The following is a 16,772-nucleotide window of genomic DNA, read 5'->3' as shown; positions in this document are numbered from 1 at the left end:
AAGATGGACACCAGCCGCCTTCTGGAACCAGTCGCGCTTGGCTAAGCTGAAAACGACTACCAGCCGCGCGTCTGCATGCGATCACGCTCTTCGATGCCGGCGGCAGCAAGGCCCTTCATCGTCCCGGTAACAGCTTCGCTGGCTTCGGCGACGATCTTTGGATCGTTGAAGTGTGCGGCTGCAAGCACGATCGCTTTGGCGCGGGAGACCGCTTCAGCGCGTTCTTCCTGTGCTTTGGCGACGGCCGCCTCATAGTCTTTGTGGTTCGGGAAGACGGTGTGATCCTTATGAACTTCGACGTCGAGTGGGGTGGCGCGCTCCTTCATGAAGATGCCGGAGCCCACAAAGACTGTCTCGGCGCCCAGCTGCATCATGAGCGCAGCGTCGGCGGGTGTGGCGATGCCGCCGGCAGAAAAGTTCGGCACGGGCAGCTTACCGGTCTCGGCAACCATGCGAACGAGCTCGTACGGAGCTTGCAGGGTTTTGGCGGCGGCATAGAGCTCGGTCTCGTCGAGGACAGTGAGAGCTTTGATTTCACGCACGATGGTGCGCATGTGGGTGACGGCGTGGACCACATCGCCCGTCCCGGGCTCTCCCTTTGTTCGGATCATGGCCGCGCCTTCCGCGATGCGACGCAACGCCTCGCCCAGGTTTTTCGCACCGCAGACGAACGGGGTAGTGAAGGCGTGCTTGTCGATGTGGTGCTGCTCGTCCGCCGGAGTCAGGACCTCGGACTCGTCGATGAAGTCGACGCCGAGCTCCTGCAGAACCTGCGCCTCGACGAAGTGGCCGATGCGCGCCTTCGCCATGACCGGAATTGACACCGCGGCCATAATCTCCTTGATAAGCTTGGGGTTCGCCATGCGGGCGACGCCGCCTTCGGCCCGAATCATGGCCGGAACGCGCTCCAGCGCCATGACGGAGACGGCGCCTGCCTCTTCCGCGATGCGGGCCTGCTCGACGTTCATAACGTCCATGATGACGCCGCCTTTGAGCATCTCGGCGAGCCCGGTTTTCAGGCGAAGCGAAGCGGCGGAGCCGTTAGTGTTGTGACCGTTCTTGTGAGGCATAAGTGGACTCCCGCTGGCGTGAAAGGAGATTTTCGGGAACGCCAATTTCTAGTTTACCGCGAGTTCGGTGCGAATTCTGGTATCGTGACGAGCTGTAGCTGGGGCTCGTCAGATTGTGCATCTGCGCGGCAGCGAGAGCGGCTGCGACTGTGCGGTATAGCGAGGTGATCGATGCAGGGTGCCGGATGGCCGGTGGCAATGGATGGCGGCGCATGGGCGCGAACGATCATTGACGTCTACATGCTGTGGTTCACATTTCTTACTTTATCGAACGTCGTCGGCGCGAGCTGGTGGTTTGCAAGAGCGCCCGAAACCGTGGTGCGCTCCATCATGCTCACGCCGGTGTGTTGGGCTATGGTTATTGCCGATTTGGCGACCGCCGCGATGACCTTCGTGGTCGCCGCGACTGTGAAGCCCTGGGCGCCCCCGAACTTCGAGGGACTGATCAACGGAGCAGGCATCGCCAATGCAATCATCGCGATTGCCTTCGCGGTAGTTTGGTTCCTCGGGTGGTCGCACTGGCGCCACCGAGAGCGCAGCGCTGCGGGATTCCGAACCGAAACTCGCCCGCCTGCTCGCTGATAATTCAGCCGGCACCCCAACCTCACTGCATGCCGGAGGCCTGCGGCGGTGCTCCCGGAATCGTGATGTCGAGCGGCGTCACGGGCCCGAGCTGGTTCAACGGCGGCGTTATCTCTGACTGGTTCCCAACAACCACAATCGCCAGCCTTTCCGGCTGTACGTACTTCTGTGCGACCCGAGCCACGTCAGCCGCCGTCACGCGCTCGACTCCTGCCCGGTAACGTTCGAGGAAGTCCGGCGGGTATCCGTAGACCGCGAGCGTGATCTGCTGTCCCAGCACCTTCTCCGGCGAATCGTAGTTGAAGATGAAGCTGTTCAGGAGGTCGTCCTTGGCTTTGCGAAGCTCGGCCTCGGTCGGCGGTTCGGTCCGGAGCTTTCGGACCTCGTCCAGGGTCGCTTTGGTCGCCGCATCCGTCGAAGAGCTCTTCGTTCCCAGACCCACAGCGAACAGCCCTGGATGGTCATACGCAGCGCCGAAGCTGCCGCCGACCTCATAGGCCAGCCCAAGCTTTGTGCGAACCTCCTGCACAACGCGCGAGCCGAAGCCGCCCGAGAAAACCTCGTTCATCACCGACAACGCATAGAAGTCCGGATTGCGCTCCTCTGTGCCGAGGCCGACCATGTAGACATTCGACTGATCGACGTCGCCTTTGTTTGCGAAATAAATGCCCGGCTTCGGCTCGCTGAAATCGATCTTCGCAGCAGGGAACTGGGTGCCCTGCGGAATCGACGAGAAGCCTGCGCGGAGTTTTGCCTCCATCTCCGGAATCTTGAAGTCTCCAATCACGCCGACAATCAGATTTGCGCCGACCACGGTCCGCTCATGCCACGCTTTCAAATCATCCAGCTTGACGGCCGATACGGTTGCGATCTCCGGGACGCGTCCGTAAGGATTGGTCGAACCGTAGGCGATCTCAATCGCCTCGCGGCTGGCAATCGCCGAGGCGTCGTCGTTACGCCGGAGGATGCCCGTAAGCTCGCTCCGTTTCGCGAGGTCAAGTTTCGATTGCTGGAAGTTCGGATGCAGCAGCACGTCCAGTGCAGTCGCGAAGACCGGGTCAAAATCCTTCGCCAAGCTGTTCCAGCTCACGTACGTAGACGCCTGTGCACCGCCAGTTTCGACGCTGGCTGCCTTGGCGGCAAGCTGATCATCGAGCACATCGCCTGACGTGCTTACAGTTCCGCTTGTACGCCACGCCTGGCCGTAGAGCGAGACGAGGCCCACTTTTTCTGTAGGCTCGTCGCGACTTCCGCCGCGAATGCGCACGAAGCCCGTGATGAAGGGCAGTTCGTGGTCTTCGACGAGGAAGAGCTGGACGCCGTTGGGAAGCGTTACGCGCGTGGGCTCCGCCGGTTTGAAGGCGTTCAATGGCGGGATCGGAATCGACTTCCACGGCTCTGTGCCGGGTCGATTCTGCATCGGTTGTGCGGTTTGAGCAGGCAGCAGCGCCGGTTCGAAAGCACAAACCAAGAGCAGCGCAGTCGCAAGGTAAACACGAGAGGTGCGGATGTTCATTGCGCACCTCCGTTGCCCGCTGACCCTTGTGGCGTTTTCGGCGCGTTTGCCGGTGGATTCGTTGTTGGCGGAGTCACTGGTTTCGCCGGCGTGTTCGGCTGAGCAGGCTTGGGCTGCGAAGGCTGATCAGGCGTTGTGCTCGGCGGCGGAAGCGGAGTCGTCGCAGGCGCGGTTGTTGCGGGAGGAGGTGTCGGCTCGACAGGCGGCGATGGTGGATGCGGCGGGGCAAACTCGATTCGTGCAGTGGTCCGATTTGAGTCGACAAAGATCTGCTGCGCCACGCGCCGGATGTCCGCCTTGCTTACCGCATCAATTTTGTCGAGCTCGCCAAACATCTCCTGCCAGTCGCCGTAGCGTGTCTGGTAGTCGGCCAGCATATTCGCGAGCGTCGAGTTGTCACCCAGGGAACGCAACAGGTCGGCTCGTGCGCGCGTCTTGAATCGCTCAAGCTCAGCGTCAGAGACGTCCGTCGTCTTCAGCTTTTCGAGTTCCTTGTGAATCGCAGGTGCCATCTCCTCGGCAGTGTGGCCCTGCATCGGCACAGCATAGAACGCGAACAGACCCGGATACTTCACTCCGGGAAATCCGCTGAATCCTTCCGCAACCACTGCGATCCGCTGGTCGCGCACAAGCGAGCGATAAAGCCGCGAGGTGCGGCCATTCGAGAAGATATCTGTGATCGCGTCGTACACCGCATCATCAGGCGAGCGGTAGTCCGGCTTATGGTAGCCCTCAAGGTAGATGGGCTGCGTCGCCTCGTGCATGACCACGTCACGCTCGGCGGTCTGCTTCGGCTCAATGGTGGTCATGCCCTCTGGCGCCGGTCCTCCAGGGATCGCGCCGAAGTACCGTTCCAGCATCGGAAGCGCCGTCTTGATATTGAAATCCCCAACAACCGCGACCACAATGTTCGACGGCACGTAGTACTTCTTGTGAAACGCGTCCGCTTCAGTCGCAGACACCTGCGAGATTTCGCTCTCCCATCCGACGCCAGGCCGGCCGTACGGGTGCGCCATATACGCAGCCGCGAGAAACTCTTCCACCAGACGGCCCTCGGGCGAAGAATCGACGCGCATGCGCCGTTCCTCCTGCACCACGTCGCGTTCTTTGTAGAACTCGCGTGCTACCGGCCAACCAATGCGGCTCGACTCAAGGTACGCCCAGAGCTCCAGCCGGTTCGAAGGCATCGACCAGAAGTACTGCGTCGTATCTTCGGCCGTCGACGCGTTTACGTCCGTAGCGCCGTTCTCTTCAGCGATCTCGGAAAACTGGTTCGGAATTACATACTTCTCCGCCGCCGCCACACTGTCGTCAAAAGTCTTCTTCAGCGTCGCCAGCTTGGCCGGATCCTGGCCGACGCGCTTGCGCAGCTCCGCGTCGTAGGCCGAGTAGGCCGTCTCGACCTTATCCAGCGCCGCCTTCTCGGCCGCGTAGTTGCTCGTCCCGATCTCGGTCGTCCCTTTGAAGGCGATGTGCTCGAACATGTGGGCGAGGCCGCTCTCTCCGCTGGGATCGTTCGCCGAGCCCGCATCCACTTCGGTGAAGAAGCTGAAGACCGGCGCTTCGTGACGCTCGCAAAGGACAAGCGTGAGGCCATTCGGCAGCACTTTGACCGCCGTGCGTGCCTCCAGGTTCTTCTCAAACGGGTCGTGCGCCTGGGATTGTTGCGCGCTCGATCGAGGAGGACACCATGCTGTGGTGAGCGCAAGCGCGAAACAGGGGAGATAAAGCTTCAAATTAGGCACGCGGGCGAGAGCCTCCTTACTTCATCATAGCTGCCACGCAAGCTCAAGAAATTGTTAGAGTGACGACAGCCCGGCGAGCGTATGCTGAGGGCAATCCAGGAGTTCTCCCGTGAAGGCATCTCGTCTGCTGGCGATTGGGTTGGCGTTTGTCTGCGGCACCGCGCAGGCGATCATCATGCGGCATGATGTGCCCGACGACAGATACAAAATCGCAGCTTCAGTGTTTCCGGCGCTCGCTGATCTTCCCGTCGAAGGGCACGGTGTCCTCATCGCTCCCGCGTGGGTAGTCACGCTGGCGAGCGCTGTCGATGGCAAAGACATCCACGAGGTCACCATCAACGGCATTACTCGGCCGGTCGCGCGCATCGTCATCCATCCCGGTTACAAACCCACTCCAAAAGAACTCTATTCCGGCGACGCGACGCCGCTGCTGCTCTTCGAGCGTGACCTCGATGACATCGCGATGATCGAGTTGAAGGATCCAGTCAGCGATGTTCAGCCGGCTCTGCTCTACCGCGGTCAGGACGAGAGAAATGAAGATGCGGAGATCATCGGCAAGGGAGCAGCAGGCAACGGCCTCATCGGTGAATACTCAACCTCGCCCCATCGCAGCGAACTGCGACGCGCCTTTACGCGCATCGAAAGCGCAGACGGTCATTGGATCAAGCTGCAGTTTCACTCAAAGCGCGAGGCACTTCCGCTCGAAGGCATGCCCGGCAACGGAGATGAAGGTGGCCCCGTTCTGATGAAAGTGCACGGCTTGTGGACCCTCGCTGGACTGATGTGGCGACTGTACGCCGTGGGTCCGCTCGCCAACTATCGTTACTTCGTTTACGACGACGAAACCTACAACACTCGCATCTCGTACTACGCACCATGGATCGACAGCGTGATGACCGTCCAGCCGGATCTCGGCACTACCCCGTAACCGCCAGTTCAGCCTCGGCCTCCAGCGCATGAGCCATGAGCCAATCCTGCGCGGCGAATCCGGCACCTTTGCGTTGTGCACGAATGTAAGAGCCGTCCGGCTGCATCAGCCGCGCCTTCGTATCGTCGCGCAGGTAAGCCTCAAGAATTTCATTGCGCAGGCGATTCGCTAGAGCAGCATCCAGAACAGGGAAGACCACCTCGCAGCGCTCGTACAGGTTTCGCTGCATCCAGTCTGCGCTGCCCGAGAAAATTTCAGGAGAGTCACCGTTCTGGAACCAGAAAATTCGACTGTGCTCGAGGAACCGCCCCACGACTGAGCGCACGCGAATCCGGTCGCTGAGACCTGGAATTCCAGGCCGCAAAGTACACATTCCGCGCACAATCAGGTCAATCTCGACTCCCGCCTGTGATGCAACATACAAAGCGTCGATCGTTTTCAGATCTACTAACGCATTGATCTTCGTGATGATCCGCGCAGGACGGCCCGCTCTTGCGTGCTCGGTCTCTCGCGCGATCAGCCCCAGAAAATCAGTCGCCAAAGTTACCGGAGCTACCAGCAGTGGCCGATACGCCTCGGGTCCCGCGTCCCACTCGGCAGTCAGATATCGGAACACCCGTTGCACTGCCTCAGTAATCTCTGGCCGGGCAGTGAGCAGGCTTATGTCTGTATAGAACCGCGCCGTCACCGGATTGTAGTTGCCGGTGCCAAGATGCACATAACTGCGCAACTCGCCATCGGGATCGCGCCGCACGAGCATCGCGAGCTTGCAGTGCGTCTTGTATCCGAAAACTCCGTGGTACACCTGCACGCCGGCGTCTTCCAGTTCGCGCGCCCAGCGGATATTCGACGCCTCATCAAATCGCGCCATCAACTCAACGACCACGGTTACATCGATCCTCTGCGCGGCCTCTGTCAGAGCCCGAAAGATGGGCGAGTTCGCGTTCGTGCGATACAGCGTCTGCTTGATCGATACGACGTTCGGATCTGTCGTGCCGGCCTCAATGAAATTTTCGACCGCGCTGTAACTGTCGTACGGATGATGAAAGAGCAGATCACGCTTGCGCAGTTCGTCAAAGATGTCATTTGAGTTCTTGCTCAATCGCACGCGTCGTCCATGAAACTCCGGGAACTTGAGATCAGGCATATGGAGCGCGTTATACAGATCCATCACGCGCGAAAGGTTGACTGGCGCATCCGTCGCGAATATCTGCCAGGGGTCGAGCTCGAAGTTGAGGCTCAATCTCTCGACAATCTCATCGGACGCCGCCGAGTCGATCTCCATGCGCACCACATCACCCTTGCGCCGGTTATGCAACTCCTCCGCAACGCTCTCCAGCACCGTGCGGCTCTCTTCCTCTTCCAAGTACAAATTGCTGTTGCGAGTCACGCGGAAGGCGCCCATACCCAGCACTCTGTAGCCACGGAACATCCGGTCGGCGTGCGCTTTGATGAGCTCATCAAGAAGAAGAAAATCATGCCTGCCATTTCCGTTCGGCAACTGAATCAGCGTCGGTAGCGAACGCGGAATCGTAATTACGCCCAACGATGGCGGCGTCGTGGAGCGGGCGCGACGCTTCAGTCTCAGCAGCAACGCAAGACACAAAGCCTTGTTCAGCACTCGGGGGAACGGATGCGAAGGATCGATCGTCACCGGCGTCAGCAGCGGATCAACTTGCTCTTCGAAGTAACGCGTTGCAAACGCGCGATCTGCTCGCGAGAGCTGCCGCCAGCGCACGATCCGGATTTGCGCCGCGTCCAATTGCAGTGCGAGCCGATCATTCCATGCAACTGCCTGCTCGCGCGTGAACTCATGCAAGTGCTCACCCAGGCGCTTAAGCCGCTGCACAAGCGTTAATCCTGTGTCGTCCAGGGCCTGAAAGGAGCCCAGGTCCTCTTCGATCTGCTGGAGGATGCCGGCCACGCGGATCTCGAGAAATTCGTCAAGATTGCTGGCTGTGATCGCTAGAAACTTAACTCGCTCCAGCAGCGGATTCGTAGGATCGTCCGCCTCCTCCAGGACACGGCGATTGAACTCAAGCCACGTCTCGTCCCGGTTCAGATAACGACTCTCCAGCGGATTCACGGAGGGTTCTACCGCGCCCTTCTTCCGCTTGACTGTCCGCCGTCGTATCGCTGTTGCTCCAGCCGCCATACTCCTTCAAGGGTAGCGCATCGCGCAGAACGCGCCTAAAACCGAAGTAATTGAATGGTTTACTCAAAAGAGCAGGGCCGCCGATTGGCGGCCCTTGCTGCACTAGGAAATCTATTGATGTCGATGCATCCGCCACCCGAGGTACTTGCTGGCAGCCTCGTACACCGCATCCGCCGTATGCGAAAAGTTCGCCGCAACGTGGTGCTCAAACCCGTTCTCGCATATGTAATGCAACAGGTTCTGCAGATTAGGAATCTCGACAACACCCGCGCCGCCAAAAGTCGTCAGCGGGTCGTCCGTGAACCGTCCCTGCCCGCAGTAGCCCGCGATCCGGCCCTCGAGGTCCAGGGTAGAGAATCGCGCGAAGCTCATATCGCCGGCCTTCACGGTCCCGTCCAGTGTGCCGTGTGTGTTCTCCTTGCCCACCGTGCCGGCGATGATGAGCTGGTAGTCCATCTTCACGCCTTCACGGAAGAAGTGCTTCGGCAAATTGGAACAGTGGAAGCACACCGCCTTGTTCGGGTCTTCGCCGTAGTTGTTGTTCCAGTCCAGCAACGCCGAAGGCGTCTCACTCGCCAGCGACAAAGCGTACATCGACAGCGTGCCCAACGTGTCCACCTCGCATGCCGACGGGATCAGCTTCTCGCTCATCATCGACATCACGGTGCAGGGAACCACGCCGAAGAACTCCTCCATCGACGTCCAGCACTGAACTGAAGAAATGGTCAGCTCATGCGAACTCATCCACTTGTCGATTACTACGCCGAGCTTCGACATCTTCAGCAGCGCTTCTTCAGGCGTGTTGTTGATTGGAATGTAACCCTTGATCGCGGCCAGTTTCTGCTGCACCGCATCGTCGTTGTCTTTCAGACGAGAAATACCACCGAACACCTCTGACAAATCCAGCGTGTCCACTGTAATCCCGGATCGCTCCAGCAGCTTCTCCGAGTACCGCACCGTGTTGAACGCGGCCGGCCTAGCGCCAATTGCGCCCAGCCGCAGATTGCGGAAGCCGCGCACAATTCGGCAGATCGCAGAAAACCAGGCAAGATCTGCCTTGAACTCCGCGGAGTCCGGTGCCTCCGTGTGCAGTGTGGTCAGCGTGTAGGGAATGCCGTACTGCTTCAGGTTGTTGCAGATCGACATCTTGCCGCAGAAGCTGTCGCGACGAAAGGCAATGCCCATCTTGCCGGGCGAATCCGGCGTGGCCTGAATCAGAACGGGAACACGCAGATCAGCCAGCCGTAGTGTGTCGGCCAGGCCACGCTCCTCGCCGAAGTTGGGCAGGGTAATGATGATGCCATCGATTTCATTTGCGTGCTTTTTGAAGAGCTCAGCGCACCGTTTCGCATCCTCATAAGTCTCAACGGCCCCATGCGCGGTCTCCTCTGGCGAAAGCACGATCGGCTTGATGCCGGCAGCCTCCAGCGCAGCGACAATCTCCAGCCGTCCGCTCGTGGCCAGGTGGCTCGGGAAAAAGCCGCGGTTGCCGACCACGACTCCCATTGTCATCTCTCTACCCATACTGCTGTGAACTCCTCGTAATGCGGCAATTGGCCGCGCTCAGACCCCTTGATGCGCTCAGGCGACGTCCTTGTCACCGGGCCGCGGACGATAGCGAAATGTATAGAAGCCACCGAACAGCAGAAGCAGCAGGCCCCACCAGAACGTCGGGTGCAGGTTATTCAACACCGTTCCCGGTTCATGGTTCCCGAACCACTCCCACGCCCCATACGGAAACAGCACAATGCCGTAGGACAGCGTCATGATCCCTACAAAGAACCAAATCGAGAGCCGTTCTCCGCGTCCTGTACCCAGTGCCATCGCGTCCCTCCGTTCCGTGCGAAATCTACCAATCGCCAGCTTGTTTGTTGTCCAGAAATATTATCCCCGGAACGGTCCCAAATCTGTCGCTTTTCTACCAGAAAATAATGTTTAGCACGACGAACACCGCCGCGACGACGCAGGCCCAGAATATCGGCTTTTGCCAGATTGTGGTGGCGCCATCGTCCGGAATCACCGTTGCGCCGTACACAAGCCCATTCAGTTCGGCTTCGGGCCTGGGTGTGGTCATGTAGCTGACGATGATCGTAACCAGAACGCAGATGATCCAGCTCCACAACGCCCGGAACATGTCGTTGGCCATCGGCTGCGCATCGCGCGAAAGTGCGATATGTGCCAGCGCGTCTGCCTTGTGTGCCGCAGTGCCGAAGTTCGTGTAGACCCACATCCCAATCGATGAGGCCGTACCCGCGAGCAATCCCAGGAAGCCGCCCCAGTTCGTGGCCCGCTTCCACAGCATGCCCAGAATGACCGTGCCGAACAAAGGCGCGATAAAGAAGCTGAACAGTGCCTGCACGTAATCCATGATCGACGCCGCATTCATCACCAGGTACGCGGTTCCGATCGAGATCAGCATGCCGACAATCGTCGACCAGCGGCCCATCAGCACGTAGTGCTTATCCGGCGCCTTCTTGTTCATATACGCGCCGTAGATGTCGTAGGTCCACACGGTCGAAAACGCCGAAACATTGCCAGCCATACCACTCATAAAGCCCGCAACGAGAGCCGTAATGCCAAGGCCCAGCAGACCGGGTCCGCAGTACCGGATCAGCATCAGCGGAAGCACCTCGTTGTAGCTGTACGGGTGCGCCGCGCTCACCTGGTCCTGACCAACGAGATGAATAATCTGATGCGTGTTCGGGTCACGTAGCACGCCGAGCGCTAGCAGGCCCGGAACAATAACGATAAGTGGCACGGCCATCTTGAACGCCGCACCGAGAACCGGAGCCATCTTGGCCGCACGCAGGTTGTGGGCACTCAGCACGCGCTGCACGACAAGAAAGTCCGTCGTCCAATAGCCGAACGAGATGATCGCGCCGAGCCCGAAGACGATGCCGACCCAGTTAATTCCCATGGGGTTGTCTTTGAAGTGCCCGAGCGTCGACCACATATGCGTGTAGGTGGTATTTCCCACGTTGACTGCGATCTGTGCCTTCAGGTTCGTCCAGCCGCCGGCCTCGATCAACCCCAGGATCGGAATCAGCGCCGCGCCCGCCCAGATCAGGATGAACTGCAGCACCTCATTGATGATCGCGGACCGCAATCCGCCCAACATCACATACAGCGCGACTGTCGCCGCCCCCACCCAGATGGAGAAGTTGATGTCCCATCCAAGGATGACCTTCATCACCAGCGCCATCGCGTACATGTTCACGCCGGACATCAGGATCGTCATGAAACCGAACGAGATCGCCGCGAGTCCCCGCGCTCCCTCGCCGAACCGCAATTGGAGGTAGCCGGGTACCGAGTGCGTCTTCGATATGTAATAGAAGGGCATCATCACGATGCCCAAAAAGAGCATCGCCGGTATCGCGCCAATCCAGTACCAGTGCGTCGCCAGGATGCCGTACTGGTACGCCGAGCCCGCCCATCCCATCAGTTCCAGCGAGCCAAGATTCGCCGACACGAAGCTCAATCCAGCGATCCACGCCGTCATCTCGCGGCCGGCCAGAAAGAACTCTTCGCTGGTATTCGTCGACCCCTTTACGTAGAAGCCGATGAATACGACCACCGCGAAGTACAGGAGGAGGATGATGATGTCGACCGGCGAAAGATGCGTAAGTTGCCGGTTCTGAAAGAGCAGCATCGCTGCCAATGGCTGCATGAATCACCTTGGGAGCCTACGGGCCAAGGCCCGTGGCGCATTTGTTTGTGCCCGCGAAGAATCTCATCTGAAATCTGCGCGAGATGCTCGGCTTCGGGAACGGAGCAACTATACAGGAACGTCCCCTTGCTTCACCAGCCCAATGTAAGCGCTTTCTTGGTAGAGTGAAACCCGTGCAGTCTACATGTCCCACTGCCGCCGTCACCCCATCCTGCGTCTAAGAAACGAAACACGGAGGAGAAGCACGATGAAATTGAAGAGCTTGTTGTTGGCGTCCGCGCTTGGCGTCTTCGCTTTTGGCCCGGTTGTCCACGCTCAAACCGTAGGACAGGACATGAAGAACGCCGGTCATGACACCGCGGACGCCGGTAAGACGGTGGGCCACGACACCGCGAAGGGCACCAAGATTGCCGCTCGCGACACCGAGCACGGCACGAAGGTTGCTGCTCACAAAACCGCCGAAGGCGCCAGGACAGCGACGCGCGATACCGAACATGGCACAAAGGTCGCCGCTCACAAGACTGCCGAAGGCACCCGTACTGCCGGGCATGAAACCGCACACGGCACGGTCGTCGCGACCCACAAGACGGAAGACGCCGGCCGGACCGTAGGCAATGACACTGTGCACGGCACGAAAAAGGCGACCCACGAGATCGACGGCAAGCCTGAAAGTGAGTCCAACCCCCCGCGCTAGCCGGCCTTTTACAAACGCTGCGCTGAGATCATGGCCGGCTCCGCCGTCGCGCGGACCGGCCTGACCGCGAAGATTAACTCCGACGCAACCGCGACCAGCGCGATCCAGAAAAGATCCGCGCCGAGCAGGTGCAACACCTGCAGAGTCACCGGCGCAAGCGCCAGCAGGTCACCCGCCCCAACCACAACCTGCAGCAACAGCAACCCGGCAATCCATCGCGCGCCTGTTCGAGAGACATACCGGCAAAGAACAATCGCCGCGACCAGCGCCAGAACCGCCGCTGCTGGATGCAGCCACCGCATGCGCACCAGCAGCGGTGCATTTGCCGCGAAATCCTGCGCGAAACCCTCCCGCAATGACGGTGAAGGGAACAGCGTATCCGCAAGCGCCGCGACTGAGCCCGTCGCCCCCGTGATAATCGTCAGCGCGATCGCCAGCCACGCCGCCGTACGCGTTCCGTCCAGATTCGCAATTCCGCCCGCCGAGTCCCTCCGCAACCACCACCACGTCAGTGTCAGGGCCGCGAGCAGCAGCATCGTGTTCGTGAAGTGAATGCATTGCACCAGCACTCGCATGTCTGACGCGTTGCTCTGCACGTACCCACCCAGCACCAGCACCGCGCCCAGCAGAGCCTCCGTGATCAGCAGCACTCCCGACCACACTGCCGCCTTCCGCGCGCGATCGCCCTTCGGCCTCCCCAGAAACGTCCAGGCAATCAACACCGCAACCAGTGCCGTACAAATCCCGCTCATCGAGCGATGCGTGTACTCGATCACAGTCGTGATCCGCGGATGATGTGGAAAGAAATCACCATTACAAAGCGGCCAACGGTCGCCGCAGCCCGCGCCCGACCCCGTCGCGCGCACCACCGCTCCCCACAAAATCACCAGGATCATGAATCCGAGCACACCTGCCGCATACATGGAGAGTGATCGCCGATTGCGCTCGGAATGCGCGGTGCCCATGATTTGATTGTACGAGTGTGTCGGCGACTACCTGCGGGCGATGATCGTCCCTGTCATGTGAACTGCAACGCAAGGACGCGCGTATCACTTCGCTGGAGACGAAAGATGATTTTGAGTAAAACCTTTTGGGCGACTCGCGCCATCGCAGCTCTGTTGACCTTCTGCATTTGTCAGGCGTCCGAAGGTGAACACCACAAGACTGCACCCGCTCCAAGACCCGCGCCTCGCGGTTACGACTACACTCATCCCGAGCTTCAGCCGGATAAAGAGACTCTCGACCTCGCAATGTACGCGCGTATTCGCGACGAAGGTCTCAACCACTCGCGTGTGATGGACTACGCGACCGCCCTCTTCGACGACATCGGTCCGCGTCTCACCGGCTCGCCGAACATGGCCAAGGCGAATGCATGGACCCGCGACCAGCTTGCGGCGATGGGCTGCTCCAACGCTCGCCTCGAAAGCTGGGGCGACTTCGGCATGGGATGGCGCCAGATCGCAACCTCCGCCGACATGACGAAGCCCGACACGGCCGTCTTCATCGCGCAGGCGACGCCCTGGTCGCCCGCGACCCCCGGTCTCGTCACAGCCGACGTCATCGCGGTTCCGTATCTCCGGGACGAGAAGGACTTCGACACATGGAAAGGAAAGCTCGCCGGAAAGATCATTCTCTATGGCCGGGCACCGAAGATTAACCCCAGTCCTAAGCCACTGCTCGAACACTACGACGACACCAAGCTTCAGCAGATCTTCGACTATCCGCTCAACGGTGATTTCCAGGAGCAGCACGTCTCTCCCAGCACTCCGGACTTCTGGTCCGACGTCTTCAGACAAGTCAACTTCAAGGAAAAGATCTCTAAGTTCTTTGCCGACCAGCACGCAGCTGCCATCCTCGTCTCCAGCTACGGCGGCGACGGCGGCATCATGAAAGACGACAACAACGAGGCAATGGGCCAGCGCGTTTACATGCCCGACCACAAGCAGCCCATCCCCTCCGTCGTTCTGGCCGACGAAGCCTTCGGTCGCATCTCGCGCCTGCTCGAGCACAAGGTCCCCGTCAGCCTCGCTCTCAACGTGCAGACGCAGTTCACCGGCGACCACGAGCAGGGCTACAACACCATCGCCGACATTCCCGGAACGGATCCACAGCTCAGAGATCAGATCGTGATGGCAGGCGGTCACCTCGATAGCTGGATCGCCGGCACCGGCGCGACCGACGACGGCGCAGGCGCAATTATTGCGATAGAAGCAATGCGTATTCTCACCGCTCTGCATGTGCAGCCGCGTCGCACCATTCGCGTCGCCCTATGGTCAGGTGAAGAGCAGGGCGAGTTCGGCTCGCTCGGCTATGTCGATAAACACCTCGCCACCATCGGCTACGCAACCACGCCCGAGCAGGAAGCCGTGCCCGTCTTCCTTCGCCAGATCACCGGTCCTATCACGCCGAAACCAGAGTTCTCGCTATTCTCTGCCTACTTCAACCTCGACAACGGCGGTGGCAAGCTGCAGGGCATCTACGCGGACGGCAACGCTGCCGCAGTCCCCATCTTTCAGCAGTGGATTGCGCCCCTCAAAGACCTCGGCGTTACCACCGTCACTATGCGCCCCAGCGGCTCATCAGATCAGGACAGCTTCGACAACGTCGGTCTGCCCGGCTTCCAGTTCATTCAGGATCCACGCGATTACGAGACGCGCAGCGTTCACACCAATCAGGACACCTACGAGCGCCTCTCACCGGATGATCTCAAGCAAGCGGCCGTTGTCGAAGCGATCTTTCTCTACAACGCAGCTATGCGCGATCAGATGCTTCCGCGCAACCCCTTCCCGCACCCTGAGCTCGAGAAGAAGACTGCATCAAATCTCATGCCAGACGCAACGAAGTGAACGCCTGGATCGGTTCGATAGTTCTACTGACTCTCGTTCTAGTTGGCTGCGCCACGACCTGCCAATTGATGGCATTATGTACTGGCTGCCCATAACCTGATTCGATCGAGGTCAAACCGGCTCAGGTTTGGCCGCGGCCGCGTCGCGGGGCATCCTATAACTCCAGGAATTGAGGAACGACTGCATGGAGCACCTGCGTTCGACGGCAGACTTCAGCGATCTGGATAACGCACGCATCTCCCGGCAGCACTGGAAGATATTGTTCATTTCAGGGATGGGTTTCTTCACGGACGCCTATGACCTCTTCATCATCGGCGTTGTCATGGCCCTCATCCGGCCCATCTGGCACGTCACCCGGCTCGAAGAGGGGCTGGTGGAATCCAGCGCACTCTTAGCCTCTGCTTTCGGGGCCATTCTCTTCGGACGGCTCGCGGACATGTTGGGCCGAAAGCGAATCTACGGCCTCGAAGTTCTGATGCTTGCCGCGGGCGCTCTCGGCTGTGCGTTTGCGCCAGATATCTGGTGGCTCATCGGACTTCGGTTCCTCCTTGGTGTCGGCATCGGGGGTGACTATCCGGTTTCCGCGACGATTATGGCCGAATATGCCGGAAAGGACTCGCGTGGCCTGCTTGTCACGCTCGTGTTCACCATGCAGGCCGTCGGCTTGATCCTCGGCCCGCTCTTGGCATCGGCACTCCTCACTACGCATCTCTCCCATGCGCTCATCTGGCGACTTCTCCTCGGATTTGGCGCGATCCCCGCGCTCGGAGTCTACTGGTCCCGGCGCAACCTCAAAGAGACTCCCCGTTTCCTGGCGGCAACCGGCAGGTTTGAAGCAGGTAACCGGCGTCTTGTGGATTCCACTCGCTTCAGCCGCCCTGCCAAAGTATTTTCATTCTGGGAGGGCTTCCATCGGCTCATTAGCGAGAAACGCCTACTCCGGCGCCTGATCGGTGCGAGCGCTGCGTGGTTTCTGATGGATGCCGCCTACTACGGAAATACCGTTTCCAGTCCGCTCGTGCTTGCCGCGCTGCACGGAGACCATTCCTTATTGCGCAAGACGCTGACACAGCTCGTAATCTTCGTCGTGTTTGCCGCTCCAGGGTACGCGGTCGCTGTCTTCACTATGGATCGGCTGGGCCGCAAGGTCATCCAACTGCTCGGTTTCGCCGTCATGACCATTACGTTCGCGTTGCTCGCCTTCATTCCGAACATCGAGGCGATGACCATCCCATTCCTTCTCATCTACGGTCTCAGCTTCTTCTTCACGGAGTTTGGGCCAAACGCCACAACCTTTGTCTATCCGTCCGAGATCTTCCCAGTGCGCGTACGCACAACAGGCCATGGAATCTCCGCCGCAATGGGCAAACTCGGCGGCTTTCTCGGCGTTTTTCTCTTTCCGTTCCTGATGCACTGGAAGGGGTTGTCGGGAGCTGAAGCCGCGGCGGCCGTTGCCAGCCTCATCGGCTTCTTCGTGACAGCCCGAATGTTGCCGGAAACCAAAGGCAAGAGTCTGGAACAGATCGAAATTGAAGAAAGCGCGCCGCCGGAAGAGGTCGCCGCCTAAAG

General features: G+C 59.7%; 13 protein-coding genes. 5 read left to right on the top strand and 8 right to left on the bottom strand.

Annotation, left to right across the window (positions count from 1 at the left end; translation table 11 throughout):
- Positions 1-56: 56 nt before the first annotated feature.
- Positions 57-1,070 carry a pyridoxal 5'-phosphate synthase lyase subunit PdxS gene (gene pdxS, locus VGU25_06925; GenBank protein ID HEV2576926.1) on the bottom strand — a complete coding sequence of 338 codons (1,014 nt, stop codon included), beginning with the start codon at positions 1,068-1,070 and terminating at the stop codon, positions 57-59.
- A 171-nt stretch (positions 1,071-1,241) separates the two neighbouring features.
- Between pdxS and VGU25_06920 the strand changes: the two genes are divergently transcribed.
- Positions 1,242-1,652: a hypothetical protein gene (locus VGU25_06920; protein ID HEV2576925.1), complete on the top strand. Its 411-nt coding sequence runs from the start codon at positions 1,242-1,244 to the stop codon at positions 1,650-1,652.
- 22 nt (positions 1,653-1,674) lie between these two features.
- Here the strand turns inward: VGU25_06920 and VGU25_06915 are convergent, their stop codons facing one another.
- Positions 1,675-3,168, bottom strand: coding sequence for a pitrilysin family protein (locus VGU25_06915; GenBank protein ID HEV2576924.1), 1,494 nt, complete (start codon positions 3,166-3,168; stop codon positions 1,675-1,677).
- Complete coding sequence (locus tag VGU25_06910; GenBank protein ID HEV2576923.1) at positions 3,165-4,913, bottom strand: pitrilysin family protein; 1,749 nt, start codon at positions 4,911-4,913, stop codon at positions 3,165-3,167. The genes VGU25_06915 and VGU25_06910 overlap by 4 nt, the downstream gene beginning before the upstream one ends.
- 109 nt (positions 4,914-5,022) lie before the next feature.
- On the opposite strand from VGU25_06910, the gene VGU25_06905 reads away from it, so the two are divergent.
- Positions 5,023-5,841, top strand: coding sequence for a hypothetical protein (locus VGU25_06905; GenBank protein ID HEV2576922.1), 819 nt, complete (start codon positions 5,023-5,025; stop codon positions 5,839-5,841).
- On the opposite strand, the gene ppk1 is transcribed toward VGU25_06905, so the two are convergent.
- The 4 genes from ppk1 to VGU25_06885 all read right to left on the bottom strand — a co-directional run bounded on the left by ppk1 (position 5,831) and on the right by VGU25_06885 (position 11,663).
- The gene (ppk1, locus tag VGU25_06900) at positions 5,831-7,996 is read right to left on the bottom strand and encodes a polyphosphate kinase 1 (protein HEV2576921.1); all 2,166 of its coding nucleotides are present in this window, start codon (positions 7,994-7,996) and stop codon (positions 5,831-5,833) included. The two genes, VGU25_06905 and ppk1, sit on opposite strands and share 11 nt — an antisense overlap.
- 111 nt (positions 7,997-8,107) lie before the next feature.
- Complete coding sequence (locus VGU25_06895) at positions 8,108-9,520, bottom strand: L-fucose/L-arabinose isomerase family protein (protein HEV2576920.1); 1,413 nt, start codon at positions 9,518-9,520, stop codon at positions 8,108-8,110.
- Between the two features lie 57 nt (positions 9,521-9,577).
- A complete protein-coding gene (locus VGU25_06890) occupies positions 9,578-9,820 on the bottom strand; it encodes a hypothetical protein (GenBank protein ID HEV2576919.1) in 243 nt (80 codons plus the stop codon).
- Between the two features lie 94 nt (positions 9,821-9,914).
- Complete coding sequence (locus VGU25_06885; protein HEV2576918.1) at positions 9,915-11,663, bottom strand: sodium:solute symporter family protein; 1,749 nt, start codon at positions 11,661-11,663, stop codon at positions 9,915-9,917.
- 247 nt (positions 11,664-11,910) lie between these two features.
- Between VGU25_06885 and VGU25_06880 the strand changes: the two genes are divergently transcribed.
- The gene (locus tag VGU25_06880) at positions 11,911-12,357 is read left to right on the top strand and encodes a hypothetical protein (protein HEV2576917.1); all 447 of its coding nucleotides are present in this window, start codon (positions 11,911-11,913) and stop codon (positions 12,355-12,357) included.
- A gap of 8 nt (positions 12,358-12,365) precedes the next feature.
- Here the strand turns inward: VGU25_06880 and VGU25_06875 are convergent, their stop codons facing one another.
- On the bottom strand, positions 12,366-13,322 hold the full coding sequence (locus VGU25_06875; GenBank protein ID HEV2576916.1) for a COX15/CtaA family protein: 957 nt from the start codon (positions 13,320-13,322) through the stop codon (positions 12,366-12,368).
- 105 nt (positions 13,323-13,427) lie between these two features.
- Here VGU25_06875 and VGU25_06870 point away from each other — a divergent pair, with 105 nt between their 5' ends.
- Together VGU25_06870 and VGU25_06865 are read left to right on the top strand one after the other, a co-directional pair.
- Positions 13,428-15,203: a M20/M25/M40 family metallo-hydrolase gene (locus tag VGU25_06870; protein HEV2576915.1), complete on the top strand. Its 1,776-nt coding sequence runs from the start codon at positions 13,428-13,430 to the stop codon at positions 15,201-15,203.
- Positions 15,204-15,387: 184 nt separating this feature from the next.
- Positions 15,388-16,770, top strand: coding sequence for an MFS transporter (locus VGU25_06865; GenBank protein HEV2576914.1), 1,383 nt, complete (start codon positions 15,388-15,390; stop codon positions 16,768-16,770).
- The last annotated feature ends 2 nt before the right edge of the window (positions 16,771-16,772 follow it).

The sequence above is a fragment of the Acidobacteriaceae bacterium genome, from assembly GCA_035944135.1.
Lineage (GTDB): Bacteria > Acidobacteriota > Terriglobia > Terriglobales > Acidobacteriaceae > Granulicella.
This window is presented reverse-complemented; position numbering and strand designations above follow the sequence as displayed.